The sequence below is a fragment of the Guyparkeria sp. WRN-7 genome, from assembly GCF_001641825.1.
Classification (GTDB): domain Bacteria; phylum Pseudomonadota; class Gammaproteobacteria; order Halothiobacillales; family Halothiobacillaceae; genus Guyparkeria.
This window is the reverse complement of the sequence record NZ_LRFH01000002.1, coordinates 206,638-233,188: the sequence shown is the minus strand read 5'-3', so window position 1 is coordinate 233,188 and position 26,551 is coordinate 206,638. Positions and strand designations below refer to the sequence as shown.

General features: G+C 67.0%; 28 protein-coding genes and 1 other RNA gene. 18 read left to right on the top strand and 11 right to left on the bottom strand.

Annotation, left to right across the window (positions count from 1 at the left end):
* Positions 1-6 precede the first annotated feature (6 nt).
* The 8 genes from AWR35_RS01260 to AWR35_RS01225 form a co-directional block, all read right to left on the bottom strand.
* Positions 7-489 (bottom strand): PTS sugar transporter subunit IIA, encoded by a 483-nt coding sequence (locus AWR35_RS01260; protein ID WP_058574144.1) that lies wholly within the window; start codon positions 487-489, stop codon positions 7-9.
* 190 nt (positions 490-679) lie between these two features.
* Positions 680-973: a ribosome-associated translation inhibitor RaiA gene (gene raiA / locus AWR35_RS01255; RefSeq protein ID WP_058574143.1), complete on the bottom strand. Its 294-nt coding sequence runs from the start codon at positions 971-973 to the stop codon at positions 680-682.
* Positions 974-994: 21 nt separating this feature from the next.
* Positions 995-2,473, bottom strand: coding sequence for an RNA polymerase factor sigma-54 (locus AWR35_RS01250; protein ID WP_058574142.1), 1,479 nt, complete (start codon positions 2,471-2,473; stop codon positions 995-997).
* Between the two features lie 190 nt (positions 2,474-2,663).
* The gene (lptB, locus tag AWR35_RS01245; RefSeq protein WP_058574141.1) at positions 2,664-3,410 is read right to left on the bottom strand and encodes an LPS export ABC transporter ATP-binding protein; all 747 of its coding nucleotides are present in this window, start codon (positions 3,408-3,410) and stop codon (positions 2,664-2,666) included.
* A 6-nt stretch (positions 3,411-3,416) separates the two neighbouring features.
* Positions 3,417-3,965: a lipopolysaccharide transport periplasmic protein LptA gene (gene lptA, locus AWR35_RS01240; RefSeq protein WP_058574140.1), complete on the bottom strand. Its 549-nt coding sequence runs from the start codon at positions 3,963-3,965 to the stop codon at positions 3,417-3,419.
* Positions 3,966-4,006: 41 nt separating this feature from the next.
* Entirely contained in the window at positions 4,007-4,615 is a 609-nt protein-coding gene (gene lptC, locus AWR35_RS01235) for an LPS export ABC transporter periplasmic protein LptC (RefSeq protein WP_058574139.1), read from the bottom strand.
* 3 nt (positions 4,616-4,618) lie between these two features.
* Positions 4,619-5,152, bottom strand: a complete 534-nt coding sequence (locus tag AWR35_RS01230; RefSeq protein ID WP_058574138.1) for an HAD-IIIA family hydrolase — start codon at positions 5,150-5,152, stop codon at positions 4,619-4,621.
* Positions 5,152-6,138 (bottom strand): KpsF/GutQ family sugar-phosphate isomerase, encoded by a 987-nt coding sequence (locus AWR35_RS01225; RefSeq protein ID WP_058574137.1) that lies wholly within the window; start codon positions 6,136-6,138, stop codon positions 5,152-5,154. The genes AWR35_RS01230 and AWR35_RS01225 overlap by 1 nt, the downstream gene beginning before the upstream one ends.
* Before the next feature lie 145 nt (positions 6,139-6,283).
* Between AWR35_RS01225 and AWR35_RS01220 the strand changes: the two genes are divergently transcribed.
* The 16 genes from AWR35_RS01220 (at position 6,284) to recR (ending at position 19,570) form a co-directional block, all read left to right on the top strand.
* Entirely contained in the window at positions 6,284-7,150 is an 867-nt protein-coding gene (locus tag AWR35_RS01220; RefSeq protein ID WP_058574136.1) for a formylglycine-generating enzyme family protein, read from the top strand.
* A gap of 75 nt (positions 7,151-7,225) precedes the next feature.
* Positions 7,226-7,714, top strand: coding sequence for a hypothetical protein (locus tag AWR35_RS01215; RefSeq protein ID WP_058574135.1), 489 nt, complete (start codon positions 7,226-7,228; stop codon positions 7,712-7,714).
* Positions 7,715-7,737: 23 nt separating this feature from the next.
* The gene (locus tag AWR35_RS01210) at positions 7,738-8,538 is read left to right on the top strand and encodes an ATP-binding cassette domain-containing protein (protein ID WP_058574134.1); all 801 of its coding nucleotides are present in this window, start codon (positions 7,738-7,740) and stop codon (positions 8,536-8,538) included.
* Positions 8,535-9,323 (top strand): lipid asymmetry maintenance ABC transporter permease subunit MlaE, encoded by a 789-nt coding sequence (gene mlaE, locus AWR35_RS01205; protein WP_058574133.1) that lies wholly within the window; start codon positions 8,535-8,537, stop codon positions 9,321-9,323. Before AWR35_RS01210 ends, mlaE begins: the two co-directional genes overlap by 4 nt.
* Positions 9,324-9,327: 4 nt before the next feature.
* Entirely contained in the window at positions 9,328-9,786 is a 459-nt protein-coding gene (gene mlaD, locus AWR35_RS01200; RefSeq protein WP_058574132.1) for an outer membrane lipid asymmetry maintenance protein MlaD, read from the top strand.
* Positions 9,783-11,183, top strand: coding sequence for a TolC family protein (locus AWR35_RS01195; protein WP_082663826.1), 1,401 nt, complete (start codon positions 9,783-9,785; stop codon positions 11,181-11,183). The genes mlaD and AWR35_RS01195 overlap by 4 nt, the downstream gene beginning before the upstream one ends.
* On the top strand, positions 11,180-11,881 hold the full coding sequence (locus AWR35_RS01190; protein WP_156413889.1) for an ABC transporter substrate-binding protein: 702 nt from the start codon (positions 11,180-11,182) through the stop codon (positions 11,879-11,881). The genes AWR35_RS01195 and AWR35_RS01190 overlap by 4 nt, the downstream gene beginning before the upstream one ends.
* The gene (locus AWR35_RS01185; RefSeq protein WP_058574129.1) at positions 11,871-12,200 is read left to right on the top strand and encodes an STAS domain-containing protein; all 330 of its coding nucleotides are present in this window, start codon (positions 11,871-11,873) and stop codon (positions 12,198-12,200) included. Before AWR35_RS01190 ends, AWR35_RS01185 begins: the two co-directional genes overlap by 11 nt.
* 28 nt (positions 12,201-12,228) lie before the next feature.
* On the top strand, positions 12,229-13,488 hold the full coding sequence (gene murA / locus AWR35_RS01180; protein WP_058574128.1) for a UDP-N-acetylglucosamine 1-carboxyvinyltransferase: 1,260 nt from the start codon (positions 12,229-12,231) through the stop codon (positions 13,486-13,488).
* A gap of 5 nt (positions 13,489-13,493) precedes the next feature.
* A complete protein-coding gene (gene hisG / locus AWR35_RS01175; RefSeq protein WP_058574127.1) occupies positions 13,494-14,135 on the top strand; it encodes an ATP phosphoribosyltransferase in 642 nt (213 codons plus the stop codon).
* Entirely contained in the window at positions 14,135-15,436 is a 1,302-nt protein-coding gene (hisD, locus tag AWR35_RS01170) for a histidinol dehydrogenase (protein WP_058574126.1), read from the top strand. The genes hisG and hisD overlap by 1 nt, the downstream gene beginning before the upstream one ends.
* A gap of 3 nt (positions 15,437-15,439) precedes the next feature.
* Entirely contained in the window at positions 15,440-16,525 is a 1,086-nt protein-coding gene (hisC, locus tag AWR35_RS01165) for a histidinol-phosphate transaminase (protein WP_058574125.1), read from the top strand.
* Between the two features lie 97 nt (positions 16,526-16,622).
* An RNA gene (gene ffs, locus AWR35_RS01160) (signal recognition particle sRNA small type) lies at positions 16,623-16,719 on the top strand.
* A gap of 26 nt (positions 16,720-16,745) precedes the next feature.
* Entirely contained in the window at positions 16,746-18,539 is a 1,794-nt protein-coding gene (gene dnaX, locus AWR35_RS01155) for a DNA polymerase III subunit gamma/tau (protein WP_058574124.1), read from the top strand.
* Between the two features lie 22 nt (positions 18,540-18,561).
* Positions 18,562-18,885, top strand: a complete 324-nt coding sequence (locus AWR35_RS01150) for a YbaB/EbfC family nucleoid-associated protein (protein WP_058574123.1) — start codon at positions 18,562-18,564, stop codon at positions 18,883-18,885.
* 79 nt (positions 18,886-18,964) lie between these two features.
* Entirely contained in the window at positions 18,965-19,570 is a 606-nt protein-coding gene (gene recR / locus AWR35_RS01145; protein WP_058574122.1) for a recombination mediator RecR, read from the top strand.
* A 48-nt stretch (positions 19,571-19,618) separates the two neighbouring features.
* Here recR and AWR35_RS01140 read toward each other — a convergent pair whose 3' ends face one another.
* Positions 19,619-20,704 (bottom strand): GGDEF domain-containing protein, encoded by a 1,086-nt coding sequence (locus AWR35_RS01140; protein ID WP_058574121.1) that lies wholly within the window; start codon positions 20,702-20,704, stop codon positions 19,619-19,621.
* A gap of 95 nt (positions 20,705-20,799) precedes the next feature.
* On the bottom strand, positions 20,800-21,171 hold the full coding sequence (locus tag AWR35_RS01135; protein WP_058574120.1) for a PilZ domain-containing protein: 372 nt from the start codon (positions 21,169-21,171) through the stop codon (positions 20,800-20,802).
* Between the two features lie 127 nt (positions 21,172-21,298).
* On the opposite strand from AWR35_RS01135, the gene AWR35_RS01130 reads away from it, so the two are divergent.
* Both AWR35_RS01130 and mnmC read left to right on the top strand, forming a co-directional pair.
* On the top strand, positions 21,299-21,712 hold the full coding sequence (locus tag AWR35_RS01130; RefSeq protein ID WP_058574119.1) for a secondary thiamine-phosphate synthase enzyme YjbQ: 414 nt from the start codon (positions 21,299-21,301) through the stop codon (positions 21,710-21,712).
* The gene (gene mnmC / locus AWR35_RS01125) at positions 21,709-23,661 is read left to right on the top strand and encodes an FAD-dependent 5-carboxymethylaminomethyl-2-thiouridine(34) oxidoreductase MnmC (protein WP_058574118.1); all 1,953 of its coding nucleotides are present in this window, start codon (positions 21,709-21,711) and stop codon (positions 23,659-23,661) included. Before AWR35_RS01130 ends, mnmC begins: the two co-directional genes overlap by 4 nt.
* 21 nt (positions 23,662-23,682) lie before the next feature.
* Here mnmC and AWR35_RS01120 read toward each other — a convergent pair whose 3' ends face one another.
* A complete protein-coding gene (locus tag AWR35_RS01120) occupies positions 23,683-26,535 on the bottom strand; it encodes a valine--tRNA ligase (protein WP_058574117.1) in 2,853 nt (950 codons plus the stop codon).
* Positions 26,536-26,551: the final 16 nt, after the last annotated feature.

Here is a 26,551-nt window from a genome sequence, read left to right as displayed (position 1 = left end):
CCCGGTTCAGCCGGCGGTCGCCTCGGCGCTGTCCTTGAGCCACTCTATCATCAGCGCCTGAACGCGTTCGGCGCTTTGCGCCTCCATGATCGTGTCACGTTCGTCCGGGTCGTTGAGGTGTCGGGCAAGGCGGCCGAGGATCTCCAGATGCTGCTCGGGGCAGTCCTCCGGGATGACCAGCCCGATGACCAGGGTGACGGGGGCACCGTCGGGCGCGCCGAAATCCACGCCTTCACGCAGCCGGACCACGGCGCCTCGCGGGGTGAGGATGTCGTCGACGCGGCCGTGCGGAACGGCAATGCCGTGACCGATGGCCGTGCAGCCAAGGCGCTCACGGGCCACGAGGGCCTCGAAGATGCGTGTGGCCTGCTGGCCACCCAGCTCGTCGTCGGCGAGCAGGCCGGACAGCACTTCCAGGACCCGCTTGCGGCTCTGATACAGCTCGTCGATCCGGATGTGGTGGATCGGAAACAGCTCGGCAGTATTCATTAAGCACCCTGTCGGTCGACTGATCGCGAGGATCGCTCGCGGGTCGGGGCGGGATTGGTCGAGTCGGCGCGCATCATAGCGTGTTGTACTCGCGGTGCAACACCGACTCCGGGGTTCGTTGCCGCCGACGTGACTGGTCGTCGGGTGCCGGCGGCGACTGGCGGGAAGGCTCCGCCTCCCCGCGAGCGGCTCAGCGATGGCTGGTCAGCTTTTCCTTGTGCTTGACGATCTGCCGGTCGAGCTTGTTGATCATGGCGTCGATCGAGGCGTACATGTCGTCAGTGACCGCCTCGGCGTGCATGTCCTGACCGCTGACATGCAGGTTGGCCTCCGCCTTCTGGGCCTCTTTGCGCTCCACGGTGAGAATGACGTGGATATCCACCAGCTTGTCGAAGTGACGTTCAAGACGCGTGAACTTGTCGTGGACGTGGGCCTTGAGGGCCTCGGTGACATCGACATGATGACCGGTGATGTCAATCTGCATGAGCAACTCCTTATAAGATATTTATATCAACCGCTTGCGGTCGGTCGAGGAAGCGATGCCCATCGCTTCCCGGTACTTGGCGATCGTCCGTCTTGCGACATCGATCCCCTCGTCTCCAAGCATGGTCGCAATCTTGGCATCGCTCAAGGGCTTCTTGGGATTTTCTTCCTCGACGAGCTTCTTGATTCGCGCCCGGATGGCGGTGGCCGAGCATTCGCCGCCGTCGGCGGTGCCGACGTGGCTGGAGAAGAAGTACTTGAATTCGAACACGCCCCTCGGCGTGAGCATGTACTTGTTGGTGGTCACCCGGCTGACGGTCGATTCGTGCAGGTCGAGGGCTTCGGCGATCTCGCGCAGCACCATCGGCTTCATCGCGATCTCGCCCTGCTCGAAGAAGTCCATCTGGCGGCGCACGATCTCGCGGGCAACGTTGAGCAGGGATTCGTTGCGGCTCCGCAGGCTCTTGATGAACCAGCGCGCCTCCTGGAGATGGTTGCGGATGTAGGTCGCATCCTTGCCGCGGGAGGAGCGGTCGATCAGGCTGGCGTAGGTCTGGTTGACTCGCAACCGGGGAGCGATTTCCGGGTTGAGATCGACGTGCCAGCCGTCCTCCCGGTGGGTGACGATCACGTCCGGACGGATGTAGTCGGCGGCCGTTTCGCCGACGGACAGGCCCGGACGGGGGTCGAGCAGCTGGATCAGCCGCAGTGCCGCCTCGAGCCGGTCGCGGCTGATACCCAGTCCCTTCGTGACCTGGGGCAGCTCGCGCCGGGCGATGGCCTCGAGCCAGTCGCCATCGAGCACGGCCTTGGCATCGGTCGCGGCCGGATCGTCAGGGTAGTGCTGCTCGATCTGGATCGACAGACACTCGGCGAGCGTTCGGGCGCCGACGCCGACCGGGTCGAGCTGCTGGATGTAGTGCAGGGTGGCTTCCGCCTCCTCGAGGTCGAGGCCGGGTAGTTCGTCCTGCAGCAGCGTGACGATTTCCTCGAGCGGCTCCTCGAGATAGCCCGAGGGCTCGATCGACTCGATCAGGGCAGTGGCGACACGCCGGTCGGCGTCGGAAAGCGAGGCGAGGTGAATCTGGCTGAGCAGGTGGTCCCTGAGATTGTCCTCGCCGGTGGACTGGGTGGCGAAGGGGTCGTAGTCCTCGCCGGGGGCGCTGGCGCTGAGCGAGGTCGAGCCGTCGGATTCGTAGTAGTCGTCCCAGGAGGAGTCGACCACCAGATCCTCGTCCGCCGACTTGTCCTTGCGATCCTCGAGAAGCTCCTCGCCGGCCTGGGCGCCGGGGTCCTGTTCCTCGGACGATTGCGTGTCCTCGGATTCCTCCTCGGTGCGGTCGTCCTCGTCGGCCACTTCCAGGAGGGGGTTGGTGTCCAGCGCCTGCTGGATCTCCAGGCTCAGCTCCAGGGTGGAAAGCTGCAGCAGCCGGATCGACTGCTGCAGTTGCGGCGTCATGGCCAGCGACTGACCAAGCCGTAGTTCGAGACCGGCCTTCATCCCTGCCACGAGTCACCTCCGGCGACCGAATGCGCCACGGACTCCACGACGGCCCGGCTGCCATACGGTGCCAGGCAGGTCGAAGCAGTCATGGATGGGGAGGGTCGGGCTGAGCATGCAATTTGCATGGGAGTGAGTCTATCCGAATGCCGGCCGGTTGTGCCAACGGTTTCTCTCACCTTATTCGGCCCTACAGGGTGAAATCGTGGCCGAGGTAGACGTCGCGCACTGACTGGTTGGCCAGCAGTTCCTCGGCGCTGCCATGGGCGAGTATTTCGCCGTCGGAGACGATATAGGCGCGCTTGCAGACGCCGAGCGTCTCCCGGACGTTGTGGTCGGTAATCAACACGCCGATTCCGCGATCACGCAGGTGCTCGATGATGCGCTGGATGTCGATCACCGAGATCGGGTCGATGCCGGCAAACGGCTCGTCCAGGAGCATGGCGCGCGGGTTGGCTGCCAGCGCCCGGGCGATCTCCACGCGGCGTCGTTCGCCGCCCGAGAGGGCCTGTCCCCTGGAGTCGGCGATGTGCCCGACATTGAGCTCCTCGAGCAGTTCCTCGAGTGCGCGCCGGCGACCGTTGCGTGTCAGGTCTTGGCGCAGTTCCAGGATCGCGAGGATGTTCTCGCGCACCGTGAGCTTGCGGAATACCGAGGGCTCCTGCGGCAGGTAGCCCAGGCCGAGATGGGCGCGCCGGTCGATCGGGGTGTGGGTGATGTCCCGCCCATCGAGGAACACGCCCCCCTGGTCGACCGGCACCAGCCCGACGATCATGTAGAAGCTGGTGGTCTTGCCGGCGCCGTTGGGGCCCAGCAGGCCGACGATCTCCCCGGCGTTGACCTGCAGCGAGACGTCCCGCACCACCGGCCGCGAGCCATAGCTCTTCGACAGGCTGCGGGCCTCCAGGAGCGGGGCGTGACGAGCGGATCGCGGCATGAGTGCTCAGTCCTCGTTCTGATCGCGGTTGCGCGGCTGCAGTGTCATCTCGACCCGGGAACTCCCACCGGATTCGCCGGCCTCGACCACTTCGGTGTCGAGGTCGTAGGTGATGCGGTCCGAGCGAATCTCGTCGCCGGTGCGCTTGAGCCAGGCATCGCCGGTCAGGATCACGTTGCCATTCGCGGTGCGGTAGTCGGCCTCGTCGGCCTTGCCCTCGACCAGGTTTCCCTGTTCGTCGCGCTCGCGGAAGGTGGCCGGGCGGCCTTCGAGCACCGCCCGCACCAGTTGGCCGTTCTCGAGGTAGAGGGTTGCCCGCTGGCCGGTGGCGTGCAGGCTGCCCTGGTCGATGACCACGTCACCGGTGTAGACGCTGGTGCCTTCCTGGTACTTGGTTACCTTCTTGTCCGCCTGGACCTTGATCGGCTGGCTGCGATCGGCCTTGGCGGCGAAGACTGGGCTGGCCAGCCCGCCGGCCAGGACGAGAGCCAGTCCCAGTGCCGGCAGTGCAGTGGCCGCCCGCAGGCGAGAGGAGTTTGAGGTAATGATCGCCATGATGCGTTTCCTGTCTGCGCGTCGTTGCTGTGCGGTTGCGCTCATCGGCGCGGTGCCTGTTGCGATTGAATCCGGTCCCGCACCCGGTCGGACTGCGTCAGGACGCGCTTGTCCCAGTCCAGGTGGAGATCGTCGGCCTCGCTGGTCCAGCGAATCTCCCCGCTCTCGTCGAGCTCGCGGAGGGTGCTGGGGATGTCGGTTCGGGCGACCTGGCGTTGCGGGTAGACCCACAGTCGGTCGGTGCGAAGTTCCAGTTGGCCCCGATCCTGGTGGGGGGCGCGGGCCACGCGCACCGACCCGTCGAGCCGTACGGTATCGCCGCCATCGAGCAGGGTGCCGCGCTCGGCGTTCAGGGTCCAGGGGGGCGTGTCCGCAGCGTTGATCAGTTCCGCCTCGGGAGCCTGCAGTTCATAGCGGTCGTCGGCATCCAGCTGGACCGCGCTTGGGGTGACCAGGTGATAGGCCAGCCGGCCTTCCTCGTCGTACTGCCAGCTCGCCGTCTGTTCGAGCCGCTGGGCGTAACCGCCGGTCTCCTCCATCTCGGGGATGAGTTCGTCCGAGACGTTCTCCCAGGCAAGCCAGCCCAGCAGGGCGATGCCGGCAAGCGCGAGCAGCGTACGGTTGGTTTGCGCCGGGAACGGCCAGCTCATGGCTCAGGTATACCGCGCCAGGACGTCGTCCCACTGGCCACGGGCATCGATGAGCGTGTCGATGAGCGCACGGACCGCGCCGGCGCCGCCGGGTAGCGGGCTGATCCAGTCGACGCGCGAGCGAATGACGACGGGTGCGTCGCTGACGGTGGCCGACAGGCCGGCCCGGTTGAGCATCGGCAGGTCGAGGACGTCGTCGCCCATGGCCGCCATCTGTTCGAGCGGCACGTTCACCAGCTGAGAGAGCTCCTCGATTGCCTGTCCCTTGTCGGTTGCGCCCAGCACCACGTGCTGGATGCCGAGGCTCTTGGCCCGGCGCGTGACCGCCTCGGAGGCACGGCCGGTGATGATCGCGACGTCGATGCCCAGCTCCTGTATCAGCTTGATCCCGTGGCCGTCACGGCTGTGGAAGATCTTGTGTTCCTGGCCGTCCTCGGTCAGGTGCAGGCGCCCGTCGGTCATCACGCCGTCGACGTCCAGCACCAGCAGGCGGACGTCGCGGGCGCGCTCGAACCAGTTCTTTTCGCTTGTATTCATCAGGCGACCCCCGCGCGCAGCAGATCGTGCATGTTGAGTGCCCCGACGAGCTGCTTGCGCTCGTCGACCACCAGCAGGCCATTGATCTTGTCGCGCTCCATGATCGCCATGGCCTCGGCGGCGAGGACGTTGTCGCGGCAGGTGCGCGGATCGGGCGTCATTACCCGCTCGATGGCCGAGTCGAGGTCGAAATCGCTGCGATCGAGCAGACGGCGCAGGTCGCCGTCGGTGAACAGTCCCAGCAGTCGGTCGTCGTCATCCACCACCGCCGTCATGCCCAGTCCCCCGGAGGACATCACCAACAGGGCCTGCTTGACGCTCTGGGTGGGTCCGACGCGGGGGAGCTTCTCGCCGGTGTGCATCACGTCGCGGACGTGCAGCAGGAGGCGCCGGCCAAGCGAACCGCCGGGGTGCGAGAGGGCGAAATCCTCGGGCTGAAAGCCGCGCGCATCGAGCAGGGCGACGGCGAGCGCATCGCCCATCACCAGGGTCGTGGTGGTGCTGGCGGTGGGGGCGAGGTTGAGCGGGCAGGCCTCGCGCTCGACGCCTACGTCCAGGTGCACGTCCGCGGAACGAGCCAGGGTCGAGTCGGGGCGGCCGGTCATGGCCAGCAGGCCCACGCCGAGGCGCTTGATCACCGGCAGAATGGCAAGCATCTCGGCGGTCTCGCCGGAATTCGACAGTGCCATGACCACGTCGCGTTCGGTGATCATGCCGAGATCGCCGTGGCTGGCCTCGCCCGGATGAACGAAGAACGCGGGCGTCCCGGTGCTTGCCAGGGTGGCGGCGATCTTGCCGCCGATATGGCCCGACTTTCCCATGCCGATGACGATCACCCGTCCTTCACAGCCAAGCATCAGACGACAGGCCTCGACGAAGGATTCGTCGAGGCGCGACGACAGCGCTGTGATGGCGTGGTTCTCGATCTCGATTACCTCGTGCGCCATGCGCAGGAGGTTGTCGGGATGCAGGGATTTTTGCTCCATGAGGGGTCCGGTCGGCATGCTAAGATTTTCGGGTTTCGGAGTATATCAGTCCGGCGCGTCGGGTCAGGCTCGCCGGTGTTTCAGACGTGCCGACGGACGGGGTTCGATTGCCCCGTTGGTCGTGTCAGTCCCGGGAGGTGAGTGAATGCAGGCGGCAGCCACGGTCACGCAGGCAGGGTCCGACGATCCGGTAGTCGAGCGGCAGCGGCAGGCGGCCGAGCGACTCGGCCTTGACGTCTACTTCCGCGATGGTGCGGCCGGCGGCGAGGCGGCGCCGGAAGTGGTCGTCATTCCCGAGGGCGGCTACTGGATGGGCAGTCGCGCCAGCGAACACCAGGCGCGCTCGTTCGAGCAGCCACGCCACGAGGTCCGCGTCGACCAGCCGTTCGCGATGACCCGCGGTGCCATTCGCCGCCGCGAATACTTTGCCTTCGTCGAGGCCAGCGGCCACCGCCGGCCGCGTCCCTATTCGTGGAACGATCCGGAACTGCCGATGTACAACGTCTCGGCCAGGGATGCCGAGGCGTATGCCGAGTGGCTCAGCGAGATCACCGGCGCGCGCTACCGCCTGCCGACCGAGGCGGAGTGGGAGTACGCCGCCCGGGCGGGCACCGACACGATGTTCTGCTTCGGCGACCGGATCCGGCGCCAGGAAGTGAATTGTGCCGGGGGTATCCACTGCACAAGGGGGCTATTCCTCTGCGGTCTTGGCAAGCCGGTCGCGGTGGGCAGCCTGCCGCCGAACCCCTGGGGGCTCTACGAGATGCATGGCAATGTGCAGGAGTTCACCCAGGACCACTGGAGTGACCATTACCCGGCCGGGCCGCGAAGGGCTGCCGAGGCACACCGCAGCGCTGATGCGCGCAACAGCCGTTTGCGAGCCGTGCGCGGCGGGTCGTGGTTCGATCCGCCCGGCGCCTGCCGCAGTGCCTCCCGAACACCGCGCCAGGCCAACGAATTCGACCTCAACCTGGGTTTCCGCCTGGTGCGGGAGATCGGGGAAACCGTATGACGTGTATCATGCGCGGCCTCGAGGCGCGCGGCGGCAGGCCGCGTCGCCAGCGTTTCCACCGGTGGGCGAACTGACATGAAGGCGGTACACCTCGGCCTGCGCCGACGCCGATCCCCGGCACTGGCATCGAGCTTCTTCGATCCGGACATGCCGGCGGAATGGCGCGTGGCCTTTCTCCTCAACGAGCAGGATGCCCTGTGGGTGGCCGGGGACGATCCGGATGTCGAGACCGTCCTTGCCGAGCTTGCCGAAGCCCCCGCGCCGGTTGTCGTCGTGGTCGAGGCAGCCGCCTGGTCGCCGGCCTGGGACGAAGTTTGTGACGGCGGGTATCACCGCGTGATTCGCGTGGACAGTGACACGTCGGTCTGGCGCCCGGAGGACGACGTGCGCGGCGCGTCGGTCGGTCTGGTGCCCGCGAGCGACGATGCCGCCATGCTGCGCGACTGGCTCGACCGTTTCGCCGGCCAGGCGCCGGCTGAGGCCGCGCTGTTCGTCGACGGTGACCCGCCATCGGTGGCCACGGTCGATCGGCTCCGCACGCTGGTCGAGTTGATGGGTCTTTAAGCGTGGCAGGGGAGTCGAGCGGCATGATCGAACTCGAGGACGTGCGCTTCGCACGCGGGTCGCAGGTAATCTTCGACGGCGTCGACATGCGTTTTCCGCGCGGCCAGGTCACCGCCGTGCTCGGCCCGTCGGGCACCGGCAAGACAACATTGCTGCGCTTGATCGGCGGGCAGGTGCGCCCGGCGAGTGGCCGGGTTCTCGTTGACGACACCGAGGTGTCGCGGGCCCGGCGCAAGGCGCTGTATGCGCTGCGCCGGCGAATGGGGGTGCTGTTCCAGAACGGGGCGCTGTTCACCGATCTGACCGTGGGCGAGAACGTCGCCTTTCCCTTGCGGGCACACTCGCGGCTGGATGAAGCGTTGATCCGTCGTATCGTGCTGTTCAAGCTGGAGGCGGTCGGCCTGCGGGCCGCGCGGGACAAGTACCCGGCCGAGCTTTCCGGCGGCATGGCGCGCCGGGCGGCACTGGCGCGGGCCATGGCGCTCGACCCGGAAATCATGCTCTACGACGAGCCGTTCGCCGGGCAGGATCCGGTCAGCATGGGCGTGTTGCTGCGTCTGATCCGGCGCATCAACGATGCGCTCGGTCTGACCAGCATCGTCGTGACCCACGATGTCAGCGAGGCGCTGAGCATTGCCGACCAGGTGATCGTGATTGCCGGCGGGCGGGTGATCGGTCGAGGCTCGCCCGACGAGGTGCTCGCCCAGCGGCACGATGAGCCCGCGCTGGCACAGTTTCTCGACGGGGCCGCGGAAGGGCCGCTCAACGCGAGCGATGCGGAAACGCCGCTGGCGGCTGATCTTGGTCTGGGGATGGCGCGATGAACCGATTTATCGACCCGGTTGCCCGTCTTGGTCGCCTGGTGATCGGCGGGGTGCGTCATGCCGGCGCGATGGCGCTGTTCGCCATCGAACTGGCCTGGGTGCTGATTCCCAGCTGGGCGCGGCCGCGCGATATCGCCCAGCAGGTCTATGCCGCCGGCGTGCTGTCGCTGGTGATCATCCTGGTGGCCGGCGGGTTCGTCGGCCTGGTGCTGGGGCTGCAGGGCTACAACATCCTGTCGAATTTCAATGCTAGCGAGTCGCTCGGCGTGATGGTCGCGCTCTCGCTGGTGCGGGAGCTGGGGCCGGTGGTCGCCGCGTTGCTGTTCGCCGGTCGGGCCGGTTCGGCGATCACCGCGGAAATCGCGTTGATGAAGACCACCGAGCAGCTCGCCGCGCTGGAGATGATGGCGGTCGATCCGTTGCGCCGGGTCATCGGGCCGCGATTCTGGGGCGCGATGATTTCGGTGCCGTTGCTGGCCGCGCTGTTCTCCTTGGTGGGGATCATCGGCGGGTATCTGATTGGCGTGGTGGTGCTGGGCGTCGACCAGGCCTCCTATTGGGGGCAGATCGCCGAGCAGATGGAGGCCTGGGATGACGTCGGCGGCGGGGCGATCAAGTCCGTGGCCTTCGGCGCGGTGATCGCCTTGATCGCCGTCTACGAGGGCTATACCGCCGAGCCGACGGCCAGCGGCATGGCGCGGGCGACGACGCAGACCGTGGTCCTGAGCTCGCTTGCGGTGCTGGGACTGGATTTCGTAATGACAGCTTTCATGTTTGGGGCGTGATGGGATGAATGTGCAACGCGGAGTCGAACTGGTGGTGGGGCTGTTCGTGCTCGCCGGGATCGCCGCCCTGATGGTGATGGCGCTGCAGTGGAGCAATTTCGGCGCCAGCCGAGTGAGCGGCTACGAGATCACCGCGCGCTTCGACAATATCGGTGGACTGACGGAGCAATCGCCGGTCAAACTGGCCGGGCTGACCATCGGCCGGGTGGATTCGATCGAACTCGATTCCCAGACCTTCCAGGCGGAAGTCCACATGGTGATCGACGACAAGTACGACAACCTGCCGACGGACTCTTTCGCCAATATCTATACTGCCGGCCTGCTGGGCGCGCAGTACGTCGAGATTTCGCCCGGAGGGGCGCTCGAATCGCTCGAGGACGGCGATCGCATTACCATGACCCAGTCGGCGATCATCCTCGAAAGCGTGGTTTCCAAGTTCCTGTTCGACAAGGCAAAAGAATGAAAAAACGTCACGGAATCGTCGCTCGCAGCTGCCGGGGCATCATGGCGCTCTCGCTGGTCGCGCTTGCCGGCCCGGTCGCCGCCGCGGTGCCGAACGAACCCATCACGCTGGCACAGGCCACCGAGATGGCGCTGAACAGCGACCCGCGTATCGACGAGCAGCGGGCCAACGTCGCCCGGGCCCAGGCCCTGATCGAACGGGTGCAGGGCGAGGGCGGCGTGCGGGTATCCGCCAACCTGTTTGCCGGGCTTGCGCCCAAGGCCTCCGACGGCATCTTCACCAACGGCACGAACACCTGCCCGGCAGGCGGTTGCACGCTGCGTGATGACGGCAACGAGCTGGACGAGGGCATCACGGTCACCTCCGGCCTGACCGCTTCGATCATCCAGCCGCTCTACACCTTCGGCAAGCTCGAGAACTATGGCGAGGCCGCGCGCCTCAACCGCGACGTCAAGGCATCCGAGGTGTCGCTGGCACGCGCCGAGACCTGGCTGACCGTCCGTCGGGCCTACTGGGGCTACCTGGCTGCTCGCGATACCCGCCGGATGCTCGCGGGGGTCAAACGCAAGGTCGAGGATACCCGTGACGATCTGCGTGAGGATGTCGACGAGGGCCGGGCGACCATGAGCCAGCTCTACGCGATCGAGAGTGGGGCGGCGCGTCTGGAGCGCTACCTCGCCGAGGCGAAAAGCGTCGAGTCGATCGCCATCGATGGCCTCAAGACCATCATCGGCGTACCGATCGCCGCCGAGATCCAGGTGGCCGAACGGCGGATCGAGCCGGTTGCCCTGCCGGAGCGTGAATTGGCCGAGCTGGCGGATCGGGCGCTGGCGCAGCGTCCCGAGATGGCGATGGCCGAGAACGGCCAGGCAGCCATGCGAAATTACGTCGCGGCGCGCAAGAGCGAGCGTTACCCGAACCTCTACGCCGGTGTGGTTGCCGGGGCGACGTACACGCCGGGACGCGAACGACTCAACAACCCGTACATCAATCAGCCGCTCAACCAGACGTATGCCACGCCGGTCGTCGGGATCAAGTGGGATTTCAATCCCGGGGTCGTGCGCGCCAACATCAGTGACTCGGAGGCCCAGTTGCAGGCGGTGGTCGCCAAGGCCGAACTGGCCCGTCAGGGCATCCCGTTCCAGGTGGCCGAGGCCTACCATCAGGCCCATGGTCTGGATCGGCAGATCCGCGCGCTCGACACCGCGAAGGACAATACCCGCAAGTGGATGGTCTCGAGCTTCCTCGACTTCCAGGCCGGCCTGATCGACGGCGGCAAGGTCGCCGAGGCGGTCAAGGCCAATACGGAGGTCCAGGCCGACTATTTCCGCGCCATCAACGACTACAACATGAGCGTTGCCCGCCTTGCCGTGGCAACCGGTGACTACCCGCAGTGAGCTTCACTATGCCGTTCCCGACCCGTCTCTTGCAGCCGTTTCATCAACTGCGCCATGTCGTCCTGCTGGCCCTGATCGTCGCGCCGGTGACCGCATTCTCGGCGGCGGCCCAGGCCAATCATCATGGCAATGCAGTCGCGCCGAACACATCGGCTGGACCGAGCGAGAGCGAGGCGCGCGAGCTGGTCGAGTCGACTGCCGAGGCGGTGATCCGCGAGATTCGCGAGCACCAGGAGGAGGTGAGCGAGGATCCCGAGGTGCTGCTGGCAATCGTCGATCGCCTGCTGTTGCCTCATGTGGATGCCGAGCGCATGACGCGGCTGGTGCTGGGACGTTACTACCGCAGCGCCAGCCCGGCACAACGCGAGGCGTTCACCAAGCAGTTCCAGCGGCTGCTCGTGCGGACCTACGCCGGCCCGCTCTCCGAACTGGGCGACCAGAGCATCGTCATCACCGGCACCAAGCCGGGCGGCGGCGAGGACGAGCTGATCGTCGAGACGGAAGTGGTCGGAGGCGATCTGGGCGTGATCCCGGTGGCCTACCGCATGGCCCCCGAGAACGGTGGATGGAAGTCGTATGACGTGATCGTCGACGGCATCAGCCTGGTCAACAACTACCGCGGCAGCTTCGCGCAGAAGATCCAGCGCGACGGCGTCGACGGGTTGATCCGCACCCTGCGCGAGCAGAATGAAGGCTGACGAGGCCGCCGCCAACGTCGGCTGGGAGTGGCGCGTCGAACCGGGCCTGATCCGGGTTTCCGGTAATCTGCTCCGTTCGACGCTGGACCGCCGCCGGCCGGGTCTGCCTGATGGCGTGGTCGGTCCCGAGGTGGAGGTGCATCTCGGTCAGTTGCGGCGCATCGATACGGCAGGGGTGGCCTGGCTGGCCGCGGTTCAGGCCGAGGCCGAGGCAAAAGGCATTCGTCTGCGATACACTCACGCGCCCCAGGCCATGCGCCAGATGCTGGGTGTCTACGGGCTCGACGAGCTGATGACACTCGAGACCGGCCTGGATTAGCCCACGGCTTGAGACTCGATCCGACCTGATGAATAAGCTCCTGATCCGCGGCGGCAAGCCGCTCGACGGCGAGATCCGCAGTTCCGGCGCCAAGAACGCGGTGCTGCCGATGATGGCCGCCTCTCTGCTGGCCGACTCGCCGGTGACCATCGAAAACGTCCCGCATCTGCAGGACGTCACCACCACCATGGAGCTCCTCGGGCGCATGGGCGCCACGCTGACGGTGGGTGACCAGATGAGTGTCGAGGTGGACACCACCACCGTCGACATGCTCGAGGCCCCCTACGATCTGGTACGCACCATGCGCGCCTCGATCCTGGTGCTGGGGCCGATGCTGGCCCGGTTCAAGAAGGCGCGCGTCTCCCTGCCGGGCGGTTGTGCCATCGGCACCCGGCCGGTCGACATTCACCTCAAGGGGCTCGAGGCCCTCGGCGCGGACGTACGTGTCGAGGGTGGCTATATCGAGACGTCGGCCGAGCAGCTGGTCGGCGCGCGCATCGTGCTCGACCAGGTCACCGTCACGGGGACCGAGAACCTGATGATGGCCGCCGTATTCGCCGAGGGCGAGACGGTAATCGAGAACGCCGCGCGCGAGCCGGAGGTGGTGGACCTCGCCAACTTCATGAATGCCATGGGCGCGGACGTGCGTGGCGCGGGCAGTGACGTGATCCGCATCCACGGCGTCGAGCGCCTCGAGGGCGTGCGGTATCGCGTCCTGCCCGACCGGATCGAGACCGGGACGTACCTGGTCGCGGCGGCCATGACCCGCGGTCGCATCCTGGTACGCGACACGCGTCCCGAACTGCTTGATGCCGTGCTGGCCAAGCTGGAGCAGGCGGGTGCCGAGATCGAGACCGGCGAGGACTGGATCCGGCTCGACATGCACGGGCGCCGGCCGAAGGCGGTCGACATCCGCACCGCGCCGCACCCGGGCTTTCCCACGGACATGCAGGCGCAGTTCGTGGCGATGAACGCGGTGGCCGAAGGGACCGCCACGGTGGTCGAGACCATCTTCGAGAACCGCTTCATGCACGTCCAGGAGATCCAGCGCATGGGCGCGGACATCCATATCGAGGGCAATACCGCGGTCATCCGCGGGGTCGAGGCGCTTTCCGGCGCACCGATCATGGCGACCGACCTGCGTGCCTCGGCCAGCCTGGTGCTGGCCGGGCTGGTCGCCCGTGGCGAGACCGTCGTCAATCGCATCTATCACATCGACCGGGGCTACGAATCGATCGAGGAGAAACTCTCCCGCCTCGGCGCCAATATCCAACGGATCACGAGCTGATCACCATGTCCCAATCCGACCAGATCGTCGTCGCGCTCTCCAAGGGGCGCATCTTCAAGGAAACCCTGCCGCTGCTGGCCTCCGTCGGCATCGAGCCGCTCGAGGACCCGGACAAGAGCCGCAAGCTGATCCTCGAGACCAGCGATCCGAGCGTGCGCCTGCTGATCCTGCGCGCCTCGGATGTGCCGACCTACGTCCAGCATGGCGCGGCCGACATCGGCGTGGCCGGCAAGGACGTGCTGATGGAGCACGGTGGTGAGGGCCTGTTCGAACTGGTCGATCTCAAGATCGCCCAGTGCAAGCTGATGGTGGCCGGCAAGCCCGGTGCCCTTGATCGGGCAGGGCGCATCCGTGTCGCCACCAAGTACACCCGTTCGGCCGAGTCCTATTTCGCCGACCGGGGGCGGCAGATCGAACTGATCAAGCTGTACGGCTCGATGGAGCTCGCCCCCCTGGTCGATCTGGGCGACTGCATCGTCGACGTGGTCGACACCGGCAACACCCTGCGCGCCAACGGCCTGGAGCCGCTCGAGCATATCGCCGAGATTTCCTCGCGCCTGATCGTCAATCGCGCGGCGCAGAAGCTCAAGCACGCCCGGGTAACCGACTTCGTCGACCGGGTGGAGCAGTACCTGGAGGGCAAGTGATGATCCGTCGCATGAACGCCCGCGCCGCGGGCTTCGATCGCCAACTCGACGAGCTGCTTGACTGGTCCGGTGTTGCCGACGACCGGGTCGAGGGCATTGTTCGCGATATCCTTGCCGACGTGCGCAAGCGCGGTGACGAGGCGGTGGTAGAGCACACCCGTCGGCTCGACCGCCTCGATGTCGACAGCCCCGCGGCACTGGAGCTCTCGGCCGACCGTCTCGACCAGGCGCTCGAGGCCATCCCGGCGGACGTGCGCGAAGCGCTCGAACTGGCCGCCGGGCGTCTGCGCGCCTATGCCGAGCGCCAGAAGGGCGAGAGCTGGTCGTACACCGAGGCCAACGGCAACGTCCTCGGCCAGCAGGTCACGCCGCTCGACCGGGTCGGTCTGTACGTCCCGGGCGGCAAGGCCGCGTATCCCTCGTCCGTGCTGATGAACGCCATTCCGGCCAAGGTCGCCGGCGTCGCGCAGGTGGTGATGGTCGTGCCCACGCCGGACGGCGTGCAGAATGACACCGTGCTCGCCGCCGCGCGCATTGCCGGAGTCGACCGGGTGTTCACCGTCGGCGGGGCGCAGGCCGTGGCCGCGCTCGCCTTCGGCACCGAGACCATCCCGGCGGTCGACAAGATCGTTGGTCCGGGCAACATCTTCGTCGCCGCGGCCAAGCGCGAGGTCTTCGGCCGGGTGGGCATCGACATGATCGCCGGTCCTTCCGAGATCCTGATCGTCTGCGACGGACACACCGATCCCGACTGGATCGCGATGGACCTGTTCTCGCAGGCCGAGCACGACGAGCAGGCCCAGGCCATCCTGGTCGCGCACGACCCGGACTTCCTCGACACGGTGGCCGCCTCGATCGAGCGCCTGCTTCCCGAGCAGCCGCGGGCCGAGATCATCGCCAAGGCGCTGGAATCGCGCGGCGCGCTGATCGAGGTCGCCGACATCGACCAGGCGATCGAGCTGACCAACCGCATTGCCCCCGAGCACCTCGAACTGTCGTTCGCGGGTGCCGAGGAGCGCCTGGGCGAGATCCGCAATGCCGGGGCGATCTTCGTCGGCCGCTACACCGCCGAGGCGCTGGGCGACTACTGCGCCGGGCCGAATCACGTCCTCCCCACCTCGGGTACCGCGCGCTTCTCCTCGCCGCTGGGGGTATACGACTTCCAGAAGCGCTCGAGCATCATTCACTGCTCGGCCGAGGGCGCCGCCGAACTGGGGCAGGTCGCCGACCGGCTTGCCCGTGCCGAGGGGCTGGAAGCACACGCCCAGTCCGCCCGCTACCGGGTTGAATCCGGGGACTGAACGATGGCGCAGTCGAATGCCTTCTGGTCCGATGATCTCGGTGCTCTCTCGCCGTACGTACCCGGCGAGCAGCCCAAGATCGCCGACCTGGTGAAGCTCAATACCAACGAGAACCCGTTCCCGCCGTCACCGCGGGTGATCGAGGCCATCAACGACGCCGCCGACGACGGGCTGCGCCTGTATCCCGATCCGAGCAGCCAGGCACTGCGTGCGGCCATCGCCGACTACCACGGCGTGACCGACGCCCAGGTGTTCGTCGGCAACGGCTCGGACGAGGTGCTGGGGTTTCTGTTCCGCGCCCTGTTCCAGCGCGGTCGACCACTGGTCTTCCCGGACATCACCTACTCGTTCTACCCCGTCTACTGCCGCCTGTTCGACATCGAGCCGCGGATCGTCCCGCTCGATGACGAGCTGGCCGTGGACGTCGAGTCCTTGTGTGCCATCGACCCCGCGAGTGTCGGGGGCGTGATCCTGCCCAACCCGAATGCGCCCACGGGGCGCCTGCTCGCGATCGACCAGGTCGAGCGCCTGGCCTCGCACTTCCATGACTGCGCCGTGGTGATCGACGAGGCCTACGTCGACTTCGGCGGCGAGTCCGCCGTGGGCCTGGTGGACAGCTATCCCAATCTGCTGGTCACCCAGACACTGTCCAAGTCGCGTTCTCTTGCCGGGCTTCGCGTCGGCTTCGCCATCGGCGACAGCGGCCTGATCGAGGGGCTCACCCGCGTCAAGGACAGCTTCAACTCCTATCCGGTCGACCGGCTGGCCAGTGCCGGTGCGATCGCCGCTTTCGCCGACGAGGCCTACTTCCGCGAGACGCGCGATGCGGTTGTCGCCATGCGCGAGCAGCTGAGCGCGGATCTCGAGTCCCGCGGCTTCGAGGTGCTGCCGTCGGCAGCCAACTTCGTGCTCGCGCGGCACAGCAGCCGGACGGGCGCGGAACTGGCCGCCGGGCTGCGGGAACGGCGCGTGATCGTGCGTCATTTCGACAAGCCGCGCATCGGCGATCACCTGCGGATCACCATCGGCAGCGAGTCGCAGAATGCGGCCCTGCTGACTGCACTCGACGAGGTACTGGCCGGCGCATGATGTGTGCCGCGGCCTGTTTTCGGGTCGGCACGCGTGTTATTCTTCGTTCGCGTTCTGGCCAGCCGGACTGGCCGCGACGCCACCCAATGGTGCCCTGTGTTCGTCCCTTCGCGACGGATCTCCGTGAATTCCGCCAGGCCCGGAAGGGAGCAACGGTAGCGGTCGATCCGGGCGCCGGAGACCGGCGGATGCAGGGTGCCACCCAATTGGATCCCGCGCTATGAGTTATCTGGTACTGGCACGTAAGTGGCGCCCCCGGCGATTCGACGAGATGGTCGGCCAGGGTCACGTGCTCCAGGCACTCACCAACGCGCTGGATCGCGACCGTCTTCACCACGCCTACCTGTTCACGGGTACCCGCGGCGTGGGCAAGACGACGGTCGCCCGCATCTTCGCCAAGGCACTCAACTGCGAGCAGGGCGTCTCCAGCCAGCCCTGCGGCGAGTGTGCCGCCTGCCGCGAGATCGATTCCGGACGTTTCGTCGACCTGATCGAGGTCGACGCCGCCTCGCGCACCAAGGTGGACGACACCCGCGAACTGCTGGACAACGTCGTCTACCTGCCGGTGAAGGGCCGCTTCAAGATCTACCTGATCGACGAAGTGCACATGTTCTCGCAGGCGAGCTTCAACGCCCTGTTGAAGACGCTCGAGGAGCCCCCAGAGCACGTCAAGTTCCTGCTCGCGACCACCGATCCGCAGAAGTTGCCGGTCACGGTGCTGTCGCGCTGCCTGCAGTTCAATCTGCGCGCGTTGCCGCAGGCGCATATCGAGACCTATCTCAACGACATCCTCGGGCGCGAGGGGATCGAGGCCGAGCCCGAGGCCCTGCGGCTGGTTGCCGATTCGGCCGGCGGCTCGATGCGCGATGCACTGAGCCTGATCGACCAGGCCATCGGTTTCTGCGACGGCCGTCTCGAGACAGAAGCAGTCGCGGACATGCTCGGCGTGACCGACCGGCGGCTGCTGCACGGCTTGCTCGAGGCCCTCGCGGCGGGCGAGGCCGACACCCTGTTTTCCCTGGTCGACCAGGCACTGGAACGGTCGGTCGATCCCGCTCGCTTGCTCGCCGAACTGGCCGAGGCCGTCCACCACGCCGCGCTGGCCCAGTGGCTGCCGGACGACGGCATCCGCCTTGAGGTGGACCCGCAGACGCTGCAGCTCTGGTACCAGATCGCGCTGGCCGGGCGGCGCGATATCGGTTGGGCGCCGTCGCCGCGCGTCGGCCTCGAGATGACCCTGCTGCGCATGCTGGCATTCGAGCCGGGGACGTCACCGACGCCCGCCGGGCAGGGCCAGGGTCGAGTCGCGACCAGCAATGCGCAGGGAGCGCCGACAGCCACACAACAACCGCCACGAGTGACGGATCAGGAGCCGGCGGGTTATCGCGCCGAGCCACCGGCCGGTGACGCGCATGGCTCGTTCCAGGGGACGGGCGAGGCGCCGATGACAGAGACGGTCGAACCGCCGGCCGGCGCCGCTGAAACGGTAACGAACGACTCCCCGCAGCCGGCGGATGGTTTGATGATCACTCCCGACAACTGGGCCGATGTGGTCGGTCGGTTGTCGATGCCGGCCCGCAGCCTCGCGGAGCGTTGTCACGCGACCACGGACGAGGACAGCGTGGTGCTGGTCATCGATCCCGGCTTTCGATCGATGGCCTCGAAGGCGACACAGGAGCGCCTGACCGCTCAGCTGGCGCGTCTGGGTGTGCGTCAACCGGTGCGCTTCGTGGTGGGTGACGCCTCCACCGCTGCGCCGGTCGCGCCACCGGCACAGGCGGCCGCCGTCGCACCGGCCGCCGAGCCGCCGGCCGCGGAACCGGCCGCGCCGGCCATGGCAGCAGTGGAAACCCCGGCCCAGATGCGTGAACGCAACGAACAGGCCGAGGCAGAGGCACGCGAGGCCTCGTTGCGCGAGCACCCCGCGGCCAGCGTGCTTGCCGAGCGCGCCGGCGCCGAACTGATTCGAGAATCCGTGCGTCCGATCGACGGACCCGGCACAGTCAACGACTAACAGCCAGCAGGAGACCGCAGAGATGAAAGGTGGTATGGGCAACCTGATGAAACAGGCGCAGGCGATGCAGGAAAACATGCAGCGCATGCAGGAAGAAGTCGCCAAGATGGAGGTCGAGGGCCAGTCCGGCGGCGGGCTGGTCAAGGTGACCCTGACCGGCAAGCACGAGGCCCGTCGTGTCACGATCGATCCGAGCCTGATGGAAGACGACAAGGACATGCTCGAGGACCTGATCGCCGCGGCGATCAATGATGCGACCCGGCGCATCGAGCAGGAGCAGCAGGAGAAGATGTCGGGCATGACCGCCGGCATGAACCTGCCGCCGGGCTTCAAGATGCCGTTCTGAACTGGCGTCACTCGAGCCTGTCGCCCGATCCGTCACGGGTCGGGCGTTTTTCGTTTAGAGCGTCCCAAGGAGCCGTTCCGTGCAATTCTCGCCCAGCTTCCAGCAACTCATCGATGCCCTGCGCTGTCTGCCGACGGTCGGGCAGAAGACCGCCCAGCGGATGGCGCTGCACCTGCTGGAACGTGATCGCACGGGCGCGGCGCACCTCTCGGATGCGATCGGCGAGGCCCTGGAGAAGCTCGGCCACTGTGCGTCCTGCCGGGTGTTCACCGAGGGTGAACTGTGTCCGATCTGCCGGGATGCCGAGCGAGACGATCGCCTGCTGTGCGTGGTGGAATCGCCGGCCGACTGGATCGCGATCGAGCAGTCCGGCGCCTACCAGGGGCGGTATTTCCTGCTGCTCGGCCGCCTTTCGCCGCTCGATGGCATCGGACCGGAGGAGTTGCGCCTCGATCAGCTCGAGACCCGTCTGGATCAGGCCGGTCTCGAGGAAGTGATCCTGGCGACGAGCGCGACCATCGAGGGCGAGGCGACCGCCGGCTATGTCACCGAGCTGGCTCGGTCCCGGGGGCTTCGGGTGACCCGTCTGGCGCAGGGCGTGCCCATGGGCGGTGAACTGGAATACATCGACGCCAGCACCCTCAGTCTCGCGCTGAAAGGGCGCCGGGAGCACGACGGCAGCTGACTGGATCGGGAGGCGCCGGCCGGTGTGCCGGCGGGCACCGCTGACGGATCAGATCGTGGTGTTGTCGTTCTCGTTGATCAGCGTGTCCGGGCCGGTCGTTTCCGGATCGGCCGGATTGTGGATCACCCGATCGCGTCCCTTGCGCTTGGCCGCCAGCAACGCGTCGTCGGCCCGCTGGATGATCCCGTCCGGGAAGTCCTCCGGGATCACGTTGGTCAGGCCGATGGAGATGGTCAGTTCGCCCAGCTCTCGGCCGCTCTCGGCGAGGCGCAGCTTCGACTGGGAGATGATGTTGCGCAGCTTGTTGGCCACGGCCACCCCGCCATCGGCCGGTGTTTCCGGCAGGATGATCGCGAATTCCTCGCCACCGTAACGCAGCACCTGGTCCTGTCCCTTGACGTGCTCGCGCAGCGTGCGGGCGATAAAGCGCAGGATCTTGTCGCCGACGAGGTGACCGTAGTTGTCGTTGATCTGCTTGAAATGGTCGATGTCGGCCAGCAGAAACGACGCCTGGTCGCCGTTCGACAGGGCGGCGGTGACCTGCTTCTGCAGCATGTCGGCTAGGCCGCGGCGGTTGGGCAGGCCGGTGAGCGGATCGGTGCGCGCGTCGCGGCGGGCGCTTTCCAGCTCCTTGCGCAGCTTGGTGATCTGGTCGCCGGCACTGTTCATCTGGTCGGAGGAGTCGAGGGCGGTCTTCTCGATCAGCTTGGTGTCCTCCATGACCTCCTCGGTCAGGGTGCGCAGGGCCTCGACCGACTCGCTGCGGTCGATCTGGCGGACGAAGTCGCCCAGCGTCGATGCGAAGTTGGAGAATTCGTTACCCGTGTTCAGCATCTGCAGCATCATGTTGCGCATCACGCGCAGCATGATGTCCTGGGCGCGGGTCATCTGCTTGAGCGCGCCGTTGAGGACGTGAGTGTCGAACAGGTCCTGCGCGACTTCCGGGGGCAGGCCCTTGCTGCTGTTGATCGCGTCGTCCATGTCCTTGGTCAGGCTGGCGTCGCGCTTGAGCGCGCGCTCGTAGAACAGCGTGATGTAGACGGGGGTTGGCGGCAGCCCCAACTCGGCGAGCTGAGACAGCACCATCCGCATTATCTCGCTGGCCTGACGTCGGTCATGGGTGTAATCAAACATGTCGCGTTCCGGTATTGCATGTCACCAGCCGGTGACATCTTTCGATATATGGGTATGTCGTCGTATCAGGATTCAGCGCACAACAGGCACGACTCTCAGTCGTCGAGGAGTTCCGACAGCTCCCGGCTGAGTTGATCTTCTTCCACGCCGTTGTATTGCAGCAGCTCGCGCAGGTGCGTCAGGGCATCGAGCTCGATGCTCGACCAGGCAAGTGCAAGAGAGCGGTCGGTCTCGCGGACGATGCGCGCGGTGAGTTCCACCAGAACGGTCTGATCGGGATCCGAGAGGATCTGGATATCGAGCGGGCCGGCGACACAGTCGTGGCTGAGCGAGCCGGGCACGTCGAGGTCGATCAGGATGCCCTTGAGCGATACGTCGAGAATGGTGCCCCGCAGCGTTTTCTCCGGGCAGCAAATGCGCACCGGGAGCGGGATCTCGACACGAGCGAAGCGGCGTTGCGTGATCATTCCGTTGTCATGCTCCTGAACCACTTGTGCGCACTGAACCGGGGTAGGAGAAGCATACTTTTTTCCTATCCTGAGCGCCACTACGGGAACACGCAACCAGCATGCCTCGACTCGGCGAACTGCTAGAATGGCGCTCATGCCGAAAGTGATCGAAATCCGTACCCCGGGACGGGGCTTCACCAACATCACGCGCGAGGTGCAGGGCGAGCTCGCGGGCAGTGGTCTCTGCCACCTGTTCCTGCAGCACACCAGCGCCTCGCTGATCCTGACCGAGAACGCCTCGCCCGAGGTGCGAACGGATCTGGAGACCCTGATCAGCCGCGCCGCACCGGACGGTGACCCGGCCTACCGGCACGACGACGAGGGCCCGGACGACATGGCCGCGCATTTCCGCACGCTGCTCGCCGGCCACGAGCTGTCGCTGCCGGTTGCCGACGGACGGCTGATGCTCGGCACCTGGCAGGGCATCTTCCTCTGGGAGCATCGCGCCCACCCGCACCGCCGCCGCATCGTCATCACCCAGCTGCCCGAGCGGCAATGAGCGAGGTGGCGGGCGGCTGGCCGTTGCAGACGGCGCAGCTGGCGTGGAACGAGGGCGATACGCCCAGAAACGAGGCGTTCGGCGACGTCTATTTCTCGCCCGAGGGAGGCTTTGGCGAGAGCGAGTACGTCTTCATTGCCGGCAACGACCTGGCAGCCCGCTTTGCCCAGGGCAAGGGCACCCGCATTCTCGAGACCGGCTTCGGCACCGGCCGCAATTTCCTCGTCACCGCCTTGCTGTTTCTCGAGCTGGCCCCGCCAGAGGCGACGCTGGACTTCGTCAGCGTGGAGAAGCATCCAGTCGCGTCCGGTGACTTTCCCCGGCTGATGGCCGCCCAGCAGCGCCTTGCGGCCCGATGGCTGGCCGACCACCCTCGCATGCCCGCCGATACCCTCGATCGCCTGAGGATGTTGCAGGCCTCGCTGCAGGGGCAGTGGCCGGATCCCGTGCCCGGCTTACACCGCCGACTGATGGCCGACGGGCGCATCCGTCTGACGATGATCTGGGGGGAGGCGCACGACCAATTGCCCCGCATCGCGGGGCGCTTCGATGCGTTCTATCTGGACGGCTTCGCGCCCGATCGCAATCCCGAGCTGTGGCAGGAATCCCTGATCGCCCGCTTGGTCGAACTGGCATCGCCGGGGGCGACGGCGGCCACCTATTCCGCTGCGCGGCGCGTGCGGGACGCCATGGAAGCGGCTGGTTTCGTCACCGAGAGGCGCGCCGGTTTCGGGCGCAAGCGCGAGATGCTCTGTGCCCGCCTCGGGCGGGAGGTGGTGCCTACCAGCGCGGAGGGTGCCACTGGAGCGGGTGACGGGGCGATCGCGGTGATCGGTGCGGGCATGGCCGGTACGACGACGGCTCGCCAATTGGCCCGGCGCGGTCGCGAGGTCACGGTGTTCGAGTCCGGGCCACGCCCGGCCGGCGGGGGGTCCGGCAACCCGGCCGGGCTGGTCGCCCCGGTGATCAGTCGCGACTGGAACCGCCTGTCGCAGCTGACCGCCACCGGCATGGGTTTCATGCGCGCGGCGCTGGGCGAGTTGATCGACGGTGAGCAGGCCTGCTTCAACGGGGTCATCAAGCTGGCGCGCAGCGAACGTCATGCCGATCGCCAGGCGGGCATTGCCGCCGAACTGCAACCGGACCCGCGGTTTGCCGCCTGGTGCGAACCCGAGCGGTTGCGGGAGCTGTCGGGGGTATCCGATATCGATACGCCGGGCTGGTGGTTCCCCACTGCCGGCTGGCTGCGGCCAAGGGCGGTCATCGACCAGTGGTTGTCGGCTCCGGGTATCGAGGTGCGGCTCGACCAGGTGGTCGGCGCCGTGAGCGGCGAGCCGCGGGCATGGTGGATCGAGACCGAAGACGGCGACCGGCACGGACCGTTTGCCGAGGTGGTCGTCGCCGCCGGTCCGCGGACGGGATCCCTGATCCGCGGCCTGGCCCGCTGGATCGAGCCTTGTCGGGGGCAGGTCAGCTGGGGCAGCCCGGCTGGTGACGGTCACTCGCCCATCAGCGGCCGCCCGCTGATGCGAGAGGGGTATGCCCTTGACCTGCCCGGTGGAGAGCGTCTGTTCGGTGCGAGCTTCCTGCCCGGCGACGAGGGGCTGGAGGAGCGCGCGGCCGAGCACGAGGACAACCGCGAGCGGCTCGCGGCGATCGCCCCGTCCCTGTCGCAGGGACTGACGGCGGACCGACTGACGGGGCGGGCGTCCCTGCGGGCGACCACGCCCGATCGGCTGCCGATCGTCGGCCGGCTGGCTGACGGCCTTTGGGTAAGCACGGGGCATGGCGCCCGCGGGCTTACCTGGTCGGCGTGGCTGGCCGAATATCTCGCCTCGTGCATCGAGGACACGCCGTCACCGTTGCCGCGGGATCTGGCCGCGGGGCTGCAACCCCGCCGTTTCGACGAGCGCGCGGCGCGCAAGGCGGCCCGGCGGCAGGGCGGCTAGAGGCTCTTCCGTTCGGGGGAATCAGTCGGCCAGACGGCGGATCCGTTCGCGCTGGGCGGCCAGTTCCTGCAGCTCGGTCTCGAAGCCCGCCAGCCGCTCGCGCTCCTGGTTGACCACCGCCTCCGGCGCACGCTCGACGAAGTTGGCGTTCGACAGCTTGCCGCGTGCCTTCTCGATCTGCTTTTCCACGCCCTCGACCGCCTTGTTCAGGCGCTCGAGTTCCGCGGCCACGTCGATCAGGCCGGCCAGCGGGATGTGCACCTGCATCTTGCCCACCAGCGCCATGGCCGACTCCGGCAGGTCGCTGCCGGCCTCCGTGATCGACTCGATGCGGGCCACGGCGGTCAGCAGGGGCTCGAGCTCGCGGATGCGGGCCCGGTCGGCGTCGTTCGCCTCGGTGACCAGCACCGGCAGGGGCTTGCCCGGCGCGATGTCCATCTCCGCACGGATGCGGCGCACGCCCAGGATGAAGGTCTGCAGCCAGTCGATCGCCTCGCGCGCCTCGGCGTCGATCTTCGACTCGTCGGCGGCCGGGAAGGGCGCGGTCATGATGGTGTCGTCATCCGAGCGCTTGCTGCCGGCCAGCGGCGCGACCCGCTGCCAGATGGTCTCGGTGATGTAGGGGATGAACGGATGCAGCAGGCGCAGCAGCGTCTCGAGCACGCGTACCAGCGTGCGACGGGTGCCGCGTCGGGCCGCCTCGTCGCCGTGCTTGATGGCCGGCTTGGTCAGCTCGAGGTACCAGTCGCAGTAGGTGCTCCAGGTAAAGTCGTAGAGCGTCTGCGCGGCCAGATCGAAGCGATAGGTCTCGAGATGCTTGGTGACCGTGGCCTCGCACTCCTGCAGCGCGCCGATGATCCAGCGATCGGCGGTGCCCAGCGTGACCGGCGCATCATTCAGGCCCGTGTCCTCGCCCTCGCACTGCATCAGCACGAAGCGGCTGGCGTTCCAGAGCTTGTTGCAGAAGTTGCGATAGCCCTTGACGCGCTCGAGGTCGAAGCTGATGTCCCGCCCGGTGGTCGCCTGCGCGGCGAAGGTGAAGCGCAACGCGTCGGTGCCGTGCTCCTCGATGCCGTCCGGGAATTCGTCGCGGGTGTGCTTCGCGATCTGCTTGGCCTTCTTCGGCTGCATCAGGCCGGTGGTGCGCTTTTCCACCAGTGACTCGAGATCGATGCCGTCGATGATGTCGATCGGGTCGAGCACGTTGCCCTTGGACTTGGACATCTTCTGGCCGTGGGCGTCGCGCACCAGGCCGTGGACGTAGACCTCGCGGAACGGCACATCCTTGCCGAAGTACTTGCCCATCATCACCATCCGGGCAACCCAGAAGAAGATGATGTCGAAGCCGGTGACCAGCACGCTGGTTGGGTAGAAGCGTTCGAGTTCCGGCGTCTGCTCCGGCCACCCCAGGGTGGAAAACGGCCACAGTGCCGAGGAGAACCAGGTGTCGAGCACGTCCTCGTCCTGGGTCAGTGCCTCGTCGGGGCCGATCTCGTACTTCGCGCGTACCTCGGCCTCGTCCCGGCCGACGAAGATGTTGCCGTCACGATCGAACCACGCCGGGATGCGGTGGCCCCACCACAGCTGCCGGCTGATGCACCAGTCCTGGATGTTCTCCAGCCACTGGAAGTAGGTGTTCTCCCAGTTGCCGGGCACGAAGCGGATGTCGCCGGAGCGCACCGCGTCGATGGCCGGCTCGGTGATCGCCTTTTTGCCGCCGGGCTTGCCGGTGGTGGTCTCGTCGCGGGTCAGGTCGACGAACCACTGGTCGGTCAGCAGCGGCTCGATCACCGTGCCGCTGCGATCGCCGCGCGGCACCATCAGCTTGTGATCGTCGATCTGCACCAGGAGGCCCTCGGCCTCGAGGTCGGCCACGATCTGGCGACGGGCCTCGTAACGGTCCAGCCCCCGGTAGCGCTCCGGGATGTGCGGGTCGATGTCGCGGGCCGCCTCGCCGACGCACTCGGCCGCCTCGCGGATGGCGGCGGTCTCGGTGAGCACGTTGAGCATCGGCAGGTCGTGGCGTTGGCCGATCGCGTAGTCGTTGAAATCGTGCGCCGGGGTGATCTTGACGCAACCCGAGCCGAACTCGGGGTCGACGTAGTCGTCGCTGATGATCGGGATGCGTCGCCCGACCAGCGGCAGGGTGATGGTCTCGCCGATCAGGTGCTTGTAGCGCTCGTCCTCGGGGTGAACGGCCACGGCCGAGTCGCCCAGCATGGTCTCGGGTCGGGTGGTGGCCACGACCAGGTGACCCTCGCCATTGGTCAGCGGGTAGCGCATGTGCCACAGGTGGCCCTTTTCTTCCTCGCTGACCACCTCGAGGTCGGAGACCGCGGTGCGGAGCACCGGATCCCAGTTGACCAGGCGCTTGCCACGGTAGATCAGGCCGTCCTCGTACAGGCGGACGAATACCTCGCGCACCGCCTCGGACAGGCCGTCGTCCATGGTGAAGCGTTCGCGCGACCAGTCGCAGGAGGCGCCCAGACGCTTCATCTGCTCGGTGATGAAGCCGCCGGACTGCTCCTTCCACTCCCAGACCTTTTCCAGGAACTTTTCGCGGCCGATGTCGTGCCGGGAGATGCCCTGACCCTCGAGCTGGCGCTCGACCACCATCTGCGTGGCGATGCCCGCGTGATCGGTGCCCGGCTGCCACAGGGTGGCCTCGCCGCGCATGCGGTGCCAGCGGGTCAGCGTGTCCATCAGGGTGTCCTGAAACGCGTGACCCATGTGCAGGCGACCGGTGACATTCGGCGGCGGCAGCATGATGCAGTAGCCGCCGTCGGCCTGCATGTCCGGGCGGAAGTGACCGCCTTCCATCCAGCGCGAGTAGCAATCCTGTTCGATCTGTCGGGGGTCGTAGGTCTTGTCCATGCGTTAGGTCTGGTTC

Coding starts and splice junctions, on each gene's coding strand:
- AWR35_RS01260 (WP_058574144.1), bottom strand. CDS start 489: ATGAATACTGCCGAGCTGTTTCCGATCCACCACATCCGGATCGACGAG.
- hisG (WP_058574127.1), top strand. CDS start 13,494: ATGTCCCAATCCGACCAGATCGTCGTCGCGCTCTCCAAGGGGCGCATC.
- AWR35_RS01225 (WP_058574137.1), bottom strand. CDS start 6,138: ATGGAGCAAAAATCCCTGCATCCCGACAACCTCCTGCGCATGGCGCAC.
- mlaE (WP_058574133.1), top strand. CDS start 8,535: ATGAACCGATTTATCGACCCGGTTGCCCGTCTTGGTCGCCTGGTGATC.
- hisC (WP_058574125.1), top strand. CDS start 15,440: ATGGCGCAGTCGAATGCCTTCTGGTCCGATGATCTCGGTGCTCTCTCG.
- AWR35_RS01220 (WP_058574136.1), top strand. CDS start 6,284: ATGCAGGCGGCAGCCACGGTCACGCAGGCAGGGTCCGACGATCCGGTA.
- AWR35_RS01140 (WP_058574121.1), bottom strand. CDS start 20,704: ATGTTTGATTACACCCATGACCGACGTCAGGCCAGCGAGATAATGCGG.
- dnaX (WP_058574124.1), top strand. CDS start 16,746: ATGAGTTATCTGGTACTGGCACGTAAGTGGCGCCCCCGGCGATTCGAC.
- mlaD (WP_058574132.1), top strand. CDS start 9,328: ATGAATGTGCAACGCGGAGTCGAACTGGTGGTGGGGCTGTTCGTGCTC.
- AWR35_RS01135 (WP_058574120.1), bottom strand. CDS start 21,171: ATGATCACGCAACGCCGCTTCGCTCGTGTCGAGATCCCGCTCCCGGTG.
- mnmC (WP_058574118.1), top strand. CDS start 21,709: ATGAGCGAGGTGGCGGGCGGCTGGCCGTTGCAGACGGCGCAGCTGGCG.
- lptA (WP_058574140.1), bottom strand. CDS start 3,965: ATGGCGATCATTACCTCAAACTCCTCTCGCCTGCGGGCGGCCACTGCA.
- AWR35_RS01195 (WP_082663826.1), top strand. CDS start 9,783: ATGAAAAAACGTCACGGAATCGTCGCTCGCAGCTGCCGGGGCATCATG.
- murA (WP_058574128.1), top strand. CDS start 12,229: ATGAATAAGCTCCTGATCCGCGGCGGCAAGCCGCTCGACGGCGAGATC.
- lptC (WP_058574139.1), bottom strand. CDS start 4,615: ATGAGCTGGCCGTTCCCGGCGCAAACCAACCGTACGCTGCTCGCGCTT.
- AWR35_RS01210 (WP_058574134.1), top strand. CDS start 7,738: ATGATCGAACTCGAGGACGTGCGCTTCGCACGCGGGTCGCAGGTAATC.
- raiA (WP_058574143.1), bottom strand. CDS start 973: ATGCAGATTGACATCACCGGTCATCATGTCGATGTCACCGAGGCCCTC.
- AWR35_RS01130 (WP_058574119.1), top strand. CDS start 21,299: ATGGCGCTCATGCCGAAAGTGATCGAAATCCGTACCCCGGGACGGGGC.
- AWR35_RS01185 (WP_058574129.1), top strand. CDS start 11,871: ATGAAGGCTGACGAGGCCGCCGCCAACGTCGGCTGGGAGTGGCGCGTC.
- hisD (WP_058574126.1), top strand. CDS start 14,135: ATGATCCGTCGCATGAACGCCCGCGCCGCGGGCTTCGATCGCCAACTC.
- AWR35_RS01230 (WP_058574138.1), bottom strand. CDS start 5,152: ATGAATACAAGCGAAAAGAACTGGTTCGAGCGCGCCCGCGACGTCCGC.
- AWR35_RS01250 (WP_058574142.1), bottom strand. CDS start 2,473: ATGAAGGCCGGTCTCGAACTACGGCTTGGTCAGTCGCTGGCCATGACG.
- AWR35_RS01120 (WP_058574117.1), bottom strand. CDS start 26,535: ATGGACAAGACCTACGACCCCCGACAGATCGAACAGGATTGCTACTCG.
- AWR35_RS01215 (WP_058574135.1), top strand. CDS start 7,226: ATGAAGGCGGTACACCTCGGCCTGCGCCGACGCCGATCCCCGGCACTG.
- AWR35_RS01150 (WP_058574123.1), top strand. CDS start 18,562: ATGAAAGGTGGTATGGGCAACCTGATGAAACAGGCGCAGGCGATGCAG.
- lptB (WP_058574141.1), bottom strand. CDS start 3,410: ATGCCGCGATCCGCTCGTCACGCCCCGCTCCTGGAGGCCCGCAGCCTG.